Here is a 6371-nt window from a genome sequence, read left to right on the forward strand (position 1 = left end):
AAGCGGCCTGTGCACCGGAGTGGGAACTCCGGTGCACAGGCCGCTTCGGGCGGTCCCCCGCGGGGTCAGAGAGGCAGCAGGTCAGGCCGCTTGGGCTCGACGTGGTCCCCCGAGGACTCCCCGCGCAGCCGCCGTCCGACCCAGGGCACCAGATGCTCCCGGGCCCACTGGATGTTCTCCCGGCGGACCTCCGCCGGGCTGTGCCATATCGGCGGCGGCCAGGCCGCCTCCGGATCCTGGTCCACCGGCACCCCCAGGACCTGCGCGGCCCGCAGCGCCACCCGCCGGTGCCCCGCCGGCGACAGGTGCAGCCGGTCCTCGCTCCACGCCCGGCGGTCCTGGATCGACCGCAGCGACCAGAGGTCCAGCACGGTGCAGCCGTGCCGGTCCGCGACGGCGCGAAGATGCCCGTTGTAGGTCGCGATCTTGCCCCGCAGCATCCGCAGCAGCGGCATGTCCCGGGTGTCGAAGCCGGTGCAGATCAGCACGGTGTCCACCGCCGACCGCAACTGCACCACCGCGGCCTCGAAGGTCTCCGCGATGGCGTCCGGGTCGCTGCCCGGCCGCAGCACGTCATTGCCGCCGGCGCAGAAGGACACCAGATCCGGCCGCAGCTCCAGCACCCGGGGCACCTGCTCCTCGACGATCTGGTCGATCAGCCTGCCGCGCACCGCGAGATTGGCGTAGCGGAACCCGTCCGGGCTGCGGGCAGCCAGCAGTCCCGCCAGCCGGTCGGCCCAGCCCGCGAAGCCGTCCCCGTCCGGCCGCGGGTCGTTCAGACCCTCAGTGAAACTGTCCCCGACTGCCGCGTACGAGGCGATGGTGAGGTTCTCCGAATGATCAGCCACGGCCAACCATCCTGAACCCGGCGACGTGACCTACGCCACCGTAGGGAGGGGTTGACGGACCGTGACTTCCGCCACCCGGTCATCGGGAATAAGACGCCGCGCCGCAGACCCGAAACGGTTTGACCGCCGCTGGAGAATGAGGCGGTGGACATCTCCCCGGACTGGACCGTCACCTCGGACCGGAACGTCGCCTCGGACCGGACCGCCGCCTCGGACTGGACCGTCACCCCGGCACCGGCCGGCGGCGCCGAGGCCGCGGACCTGCTGCGCCGTTACTACACCGACATCGTGGGCCGCTACCACGGCCGCGAGGCCCTGCCGCAGGAGGTCGACGAGGTGCTGCGCCAGGAGCCCAGCGAGGACCTGGACCCGCCCACCGGAGTCTTCCTGGTGGGCCGCCACCGCACCCGGACGGCCGGCTGTGTCGGCGTACGGCTGCTCACCCCCGAGATCGCCGAACTCACCCGGCTGTGGATCGCCCCCGCCGCCCGCCGCACCGGCGGCGGCCCGGCACTGCTGGCCGCCGCGGAGCAGGCGGCGGTACGGATGGGGCGCCGCACCATGCGGCTGGACACCCGGCGCGACCTGGTGGAGGCACGGGCCCTCTACGCCCGGCACGGCTACGCCGAGATCCCGGCCTACAACAGCTCCCCCTACGCCGACCACTGGTTCGAGAAGGCCCTGGGCTGAGCGGTCGTCACTTGGCGTCCGCGTAGCAGTCCACGACATGGGTCTCCAGCGGCATCCGCACCGGGGTGGCACCGAAGACCAGCGTGCGGGCCTCCTCGGCGGCCGCCCCGACGGCTGCGGCGGCCAGGTCGGCGTACTGCGTCGGCACATGCACCACCACCTCGTCGTGCTGGAAGAACACCAGATGGGGGCGCCCTCCGGTGGCGTCGGGGCCGATGTCGGCCAGCCGCCGGCGCAGCGCGGCCAGCAGCGCCAGGGCCCACTCGGCGGCGCTGGCCTGGATGACGAAGTTGCGGGTGAAACGGCCGCGGGCGCGGGCCGCCCGCAGCAGCCGGTCGCCGTCCGGCTCGGCGGCGGCCTCGGCCTCGGCAGGCTCGCCCGCGGGGTCCGGGGCGGACGGCGGAGGACAGATGCGGCCCAGATGGGAGCGGACCACCCCGCCGTCCTCCCCGGTGCGGGCGGCCGCCTCCACATAGGCCATCGCGGCCGGGAAGCGCCGCCGCAGCACGGTGAGCAGCGGCCCCACCTCACCGCTGGTCTGCCCGTACATCGCCCCCAGCAGGCCCAGCTTGGCGCGGGCCCGGTCCCCGGCGAAGGCGATCGCGGCCAGCGCCTCGTAGAGGTCGCCCTGGGCCGCCGCCCGCGCGAGGCCCGCATCGCCGGAGAGCGCCGCCAGCACCCGGGGCTCCAGCTGCGCCGCGTCCGCGACCACCAGCGACCAGCCGGGATCGGCCACCACGGCGCCGCGCAGCATCCGCGGGATCTGCAGCGCACCGCCGCCGCGGCTGGCCCAGCGGCCCGACACCACACCGCCGACCACGTACTCCGGCCGGAAGCGGCCGCCGCGCGCCCAGTTCTCCTGCCAGGCCCAGCCGTGCGCGGTGTGGATCCGCGAGAGTTCCTTGTACCGCAGCATCAGCGCAGCGGCGGGATGGTCGACCTGCTTCAGCACCCACGAGCGGGTGGACGGCAGCCGGATGCCCTGGTCGGCGAAGGCCCGCAGCACCTGGGCGTGCGAGTCCGGGTTGAAGGGGCGGCCGCCCAGCGCCCGCTGCACCTCCGCGGCCAGCTCGCCGAGCAGCCGGGGGCGCGAACCGGCGGGCGGCCGGGGGCCGAGCAGCCGGGTGAGCAGTTCGTCATGGATGTCCGCACGCCACGGCAGGCCGTCGTGGGCCATCTCGGCCGCCGCCAGCGCCCCCGCCGACTCGGCGGCGCAGAGCAGCCGCATCCGGTCGGGGTGCTCCAGCCGCGCCACCCTGCGCTGCTGGTCCGCATGGACCTCCACCACGGCGCGCAGCGGATCGGTGCCCGGCGGCAGCTGGTGACGGTCGGGCCGGAAGAGGGAGGGCTGGTCGTGGCTGTCGGCGGCGCCGCTGTCGGGACGGTCCTCCGGGACGGGCAGCCCTTTCACCCGCGCCCAGGCCGCGCCCAGCGAACGGGGATGGCCGTAGCGGCCCTCCTGACCCAGCAGCAGCGGCTCCACCAGGGCGAGGTCATGGCAGCGCGCCACCCGCTGCGGCAGCAGCCCGGGGTACACGGCGTCGGTGGCCGGCCACACCCAGCGCGGCTGCTCCCCGGCCTCCGCCGCGGCGACCGCCGCGGCCAGGTCGTGGTGCTGCTCGGGCGGGCCGGCCGGGCTGCCGTCGCCGGCGAGCCGCTGCAGCCGTCCGCCGTGGCCGTCGGGGTCGGCCACCAGAGCGATACGGGCGGTCATGGGGCCTTCTCCGTTCACAGGGGTCTGCACTTCGACCCTAGTCCTGGGGTCCGACAGGGGACGGGTGCACAATCGAGGGGTGGACGAAGGCGGGGACGCGGCATGCTGGCTGGACCAGGTGTGCGCGGAGTGCGGGAAGATCCGGGAGAACCGGTACGCGGCGGTCTGCGAGCACTGCGGAACGCCCGTGGAGGGCCGTGACCGGGACCGTGACCTGCGCGGCCGGGCCCGCAACGCCCGGCCCAGGGACGGCCTGGGGCGGCCGCTGCCGTACGGGTCGCCCGGGGTGGAGCGCCAGCCGGAGGGCGTGCTGCGCACCCCCGAGGAGACCCTGGCCGAGGCCCAGCGGCTGCTGGACGCGGGGATGCCCTTCCATGCGCACGAGGTGCTGGAGGACGCCTGGAAGTCCGCGCCGCAGCCGGACCGCGCCCTGTGGCGGGCCCTCGCCCAGCTGGCCGTGGGCCTGACCCACGCCGCCCGCGGAAACGCGACCGGGGCGGCGGCTCTGCTGGCACGGGCGGCGGACGGTCTGGAACCGTACGCCGACCGGGCCCCGTACGGCATCGCGGTGGCCGGGCTGGTCCGCTGGGCCAGGGAGGGCGGCCGGGACGGTTCCGTCGTGCTGCGCGGCTGAGCCGCGCCGCCAGCCCGAGCCGGGGGCACACGGCAGCGCGGCCGGGGGAGCTGCCCGAGCGGCCGGACGGGCGCGGGGCCGCGGCGTAGGGTCGGCCGGGTGACCCAGAATCCCTTCTTCAGCCCCAGCACCCTGCCGTACGAACTGCCGCCGTTCGCCGAGATCCGCGAGGAGCACTATCTGCCCGCGTTCGAGCGGGGGATGGCCGAGCAGCTGGCCGAGATCCAGGCGATCACAGCCGATCCGGCGCCGCCCACGTTCGAGAACACCGTGGTCGCCCTGGAGCGGTCCGGTGCCCTGCTGCGACGGGTGGAGAACGTCTTCTTCAACCAGGCGTCCGCCGACACCAACGACGCGGTGCAGGCGGTGGACGCCGAGATCAGCCCGCGCCTCGCGGCGCACGCCGACGCGATCCACCTGGACCGCGCGCTGTTCGAGCGGCTGGAGACCCTCTACGGGCAACGGGCCGAACTGGGCCTTGACGCCGAGTCGCTGCGGCTGCTGGAGCGCTACCGCACCCGGTTCGTCCGGGCCGGGGCGCTGCTCCCGGAGGCGGACCGGGAGCGCATGCGGGACCTCAACCAGCAACTTGCCGCGGCCGCGACGGCCTTCGAGCAGAACGTCTTCGCCGACACCGCGGCCGCCGCCCTGGTCGTCGGCAGCGCCGAGGAGCTGTCCGGGATGTCACCGGACGAGATCTCCGCGGCGGCCGGCAACGGCAGGGCGCTGGGGCACGACGGCGCCTATGTGCTCAGCCTGAAGAACTTCTCCAACCAGCCCGCGCTGGCCTCGCTGGACGACCGGGAGGTGCGCCGCCGGCTGCTGGAGGCGTCCCTGGGACGGGGCCTGGAGAGCAACGCCGGGCTGGTGGCGCGGATGGCCCGGCTGCGAGCCGAGCGGGCCGCGCTGCTGGGGTACGACAGCCACGCGGCGTACGCGGTCGCCGACCAGACCGCCGGAACGACCGAGGCGGTCTCGGAGATGCTGGCCCGGCTGGTGCCGCCCGCGGTCGCCAACGCCGAGCGGGAGGCGGCGGCGCTGGGCGCGGCCATGGGCGACGGCGTACCGGAGGCGTGGGACTGGGCGTACTGGTCGGAGAAGGTGCGCAAGGCGGAGTACGACGTGGACGCGGCGGCGATGCGGCCCTACTTCGAGCTGGACCGGGTGCTGCGGGACGGCGTCTTCTTCGCGGCGGAGCAGGTCTACGGGGTGACCTTCAGCGAGCGGCCCGACCTGGTGGGCTACCACCCCGACGTACGGGTCTTCGAGGTCTTCGAGGCGGACGGCACCCCGCTGGGGCTCTTCCTGGGCGACTGGTTCGCGCGCCGTTCCAAGCGCGGCGGCGCCTGGATGAACTCGCTGGTCCTCCAGTCCCGGCTGGACGGCCGCCGACCGGTGGTGGTCAACAACCTCAACATCGCCAAGCCGTCGCCCGGCGAGCCCGCGCTGCTGACCTTCGACGAGGTCGGCACCATGTTCCATGAGTTCGGCCATGCCCTGCACGGGCTCTTCTCCGCCGTGCGCTACCCCTTCTTCTCGGGTACCGCGGTGCCGCGCGACTTCGTGGAGTACCCCTCCCAGGTCAACGAGATGTGGGCAGTGTGGCCCGAGGTGCTGGCCAACTACGCCAGGCACCACCGCACCGGCGAGCCCATGCCCGCCGCGCTGGTGGAGCGGATGCAGCAGGCCGAGCGGTTCGGGCAGGGGTTCCGCACCGTGGAGTACCTGGCGGCGGCGCTGCTCGACTGGGCCTGGCACACCCTGCCGGCCGGTGCCGATCCCGGTGACATGGCGGAGTTCGAGGCCGCGGCGCTGGCGAAGGCGGGGGTGGCGGTGCCGGCGATCCCGCCGCGCTACCGGTCGGGCTACTTCGGCCACATCTTCGCCGGCGGGTATGCGGCCGGGTACTACTCGTACATCTGGAGCGAGGTGCTGGACGCGGACACCGTGGAGTGGTTCCGCGAGCAGGGCGGCATGCGGCGGGAGAACGGCGAGGTGTTCCGCAGGGAGCTGCTCTCCCGCGGCGGCAGCGTGGATCCGATGGAGGCGTTCCGCGGCTTCCGCGGCCGGGCCCCCGAGATCGGGCCGCTGCTGGAGCGCCGGGGCCTGGCCGGCTGAGGAGGCGCCGTTGCCGGTGGGGATGCGCCGCTCCTAGGATCTGCCCGTCACGGCCCGCGCCGGAGTCCGGCGCGGGGGCGACCGCGGCACATCCCCGCTCCGGCACGCCGGGCTCATGCCAGCGTGGTCCCGGCAGCCCCCGGCGCATCTCCCGCCGGTGGTCTGCGTGCGTTCACAGACAAGGATCTGACGCATGCTCAAGTACCCTGCCCGGGTGGCGTCCGCGCTACAGCTATACCGTGCGGGCCAGGGACGCGGCGGGCAACGTCTCCGCGGACTCCGCCGCGGTCACCGCCACCACCGCCGCCGTGAGCGGCTGCACCGCGACGTACCACCTGGACGCCGACTGGGGCAGCGGCTTCACCGC

The 6371-nt window shown here is 74.6% G+C and carries 5 protein-coding genes; 3 read left to right on the forward strand and 2 right to left on the reverse strand.

The genetic code is table 11. The features are described 5' to 3' along the window. Nucleotides 1-65: 65 nt before the first annotated feature. A complete protein-coding gene (locus AOK09_RS35505; RefSeq protein WP_055591308.1) occupies nucleotides 66-848 on the reverse strand; it encodes an SGNH/GDSL hydrolase family protein in 783 nt (260 codons plus the stop codon). Between the two features lie 144 nt (nucleotides 849-992). Between AOK09_RS35505 and AOK09_RS35510 the strand changes: the two genes are divergently transcribed. Beyond that, nucleotides 993-1538 (forward strand): GNAT family N-acetyltransferase, encoded by a 546-nt coding sequence (locus AOK09_RS35510; protein WP_245687629.1) that lies wholly within the window; start codon nucleotides 993-995, stop codon nucleotides 1536-1538. A 7-nt stretch (nucleotides 1539-1545) separates the two neighbouring features. Here the strand turns inward: AOK09_RS35510 and AOK09_RS35515 are convergent, their stop codons facing one another. Then, nucleotides 1546-3252, reverse strand: coding sequence for a bifunctional 3'-5' exonuclease/DNA polymerase (locus AOK09_RS35515; protein WP_055591309.1), 1707 nt, complete (start codon nucleotides 3250-3252; stop codon nucleotides 1546-1548). Between the two features lie 187 nt (nucleotides 3253-3439). On the opposite strand from AOK09_RS35515, the gene AOK09_RS35520 reads away from it, so the two are divergent. After that, nucleotides 3440-3886, forward strand: a complete 447-nt coding sequence (locus AOK09_RS35520; RefSeq protein ID WP_055591312.1) for a DUF309 domain-containing protein — start codon at nucleotides 3440-3442, stop codon at nucleotides 3884-3886. Between the two features lie 99 nt (nucleotides 3887-3985). Then, nucleotides 3986-6004 carry a M3 family metallopeptidase gene (locus tag AOK09_RS35525; protein WP_055591310.1) on the forward strand — a complete coding sequence of 673 codons (2019 nt, stop codon included), beginning with the start codon at nucleotides 3986-3988 and terminating at the stop codon, nucleotides 6002-6004. The last annotated feature ends 367 nt before the right edge of the window (nucleotides 6005-6371 follow it).

The sequence above is a fragment of the Peterkaempfera griseoplana genome (genome assembly GCF_001418575.1).
GTDB lineage: Bacteria > Actinomycetota > Actinomycetes > Streptomycetales > Streptomycetaceae > Peterkaempfera > Peterkaempfera griseoplana.

What these genes read in the sequence shown, in the direction of transcription:
- AOK09_RS35515 (WP_055591309.1), bottom strand. Translation starts at nt 3,252, where the DNA reads ATGACCGCCCGTATCGCTCTGGTGGCCGACCCCGACGGCCACGGCGGA.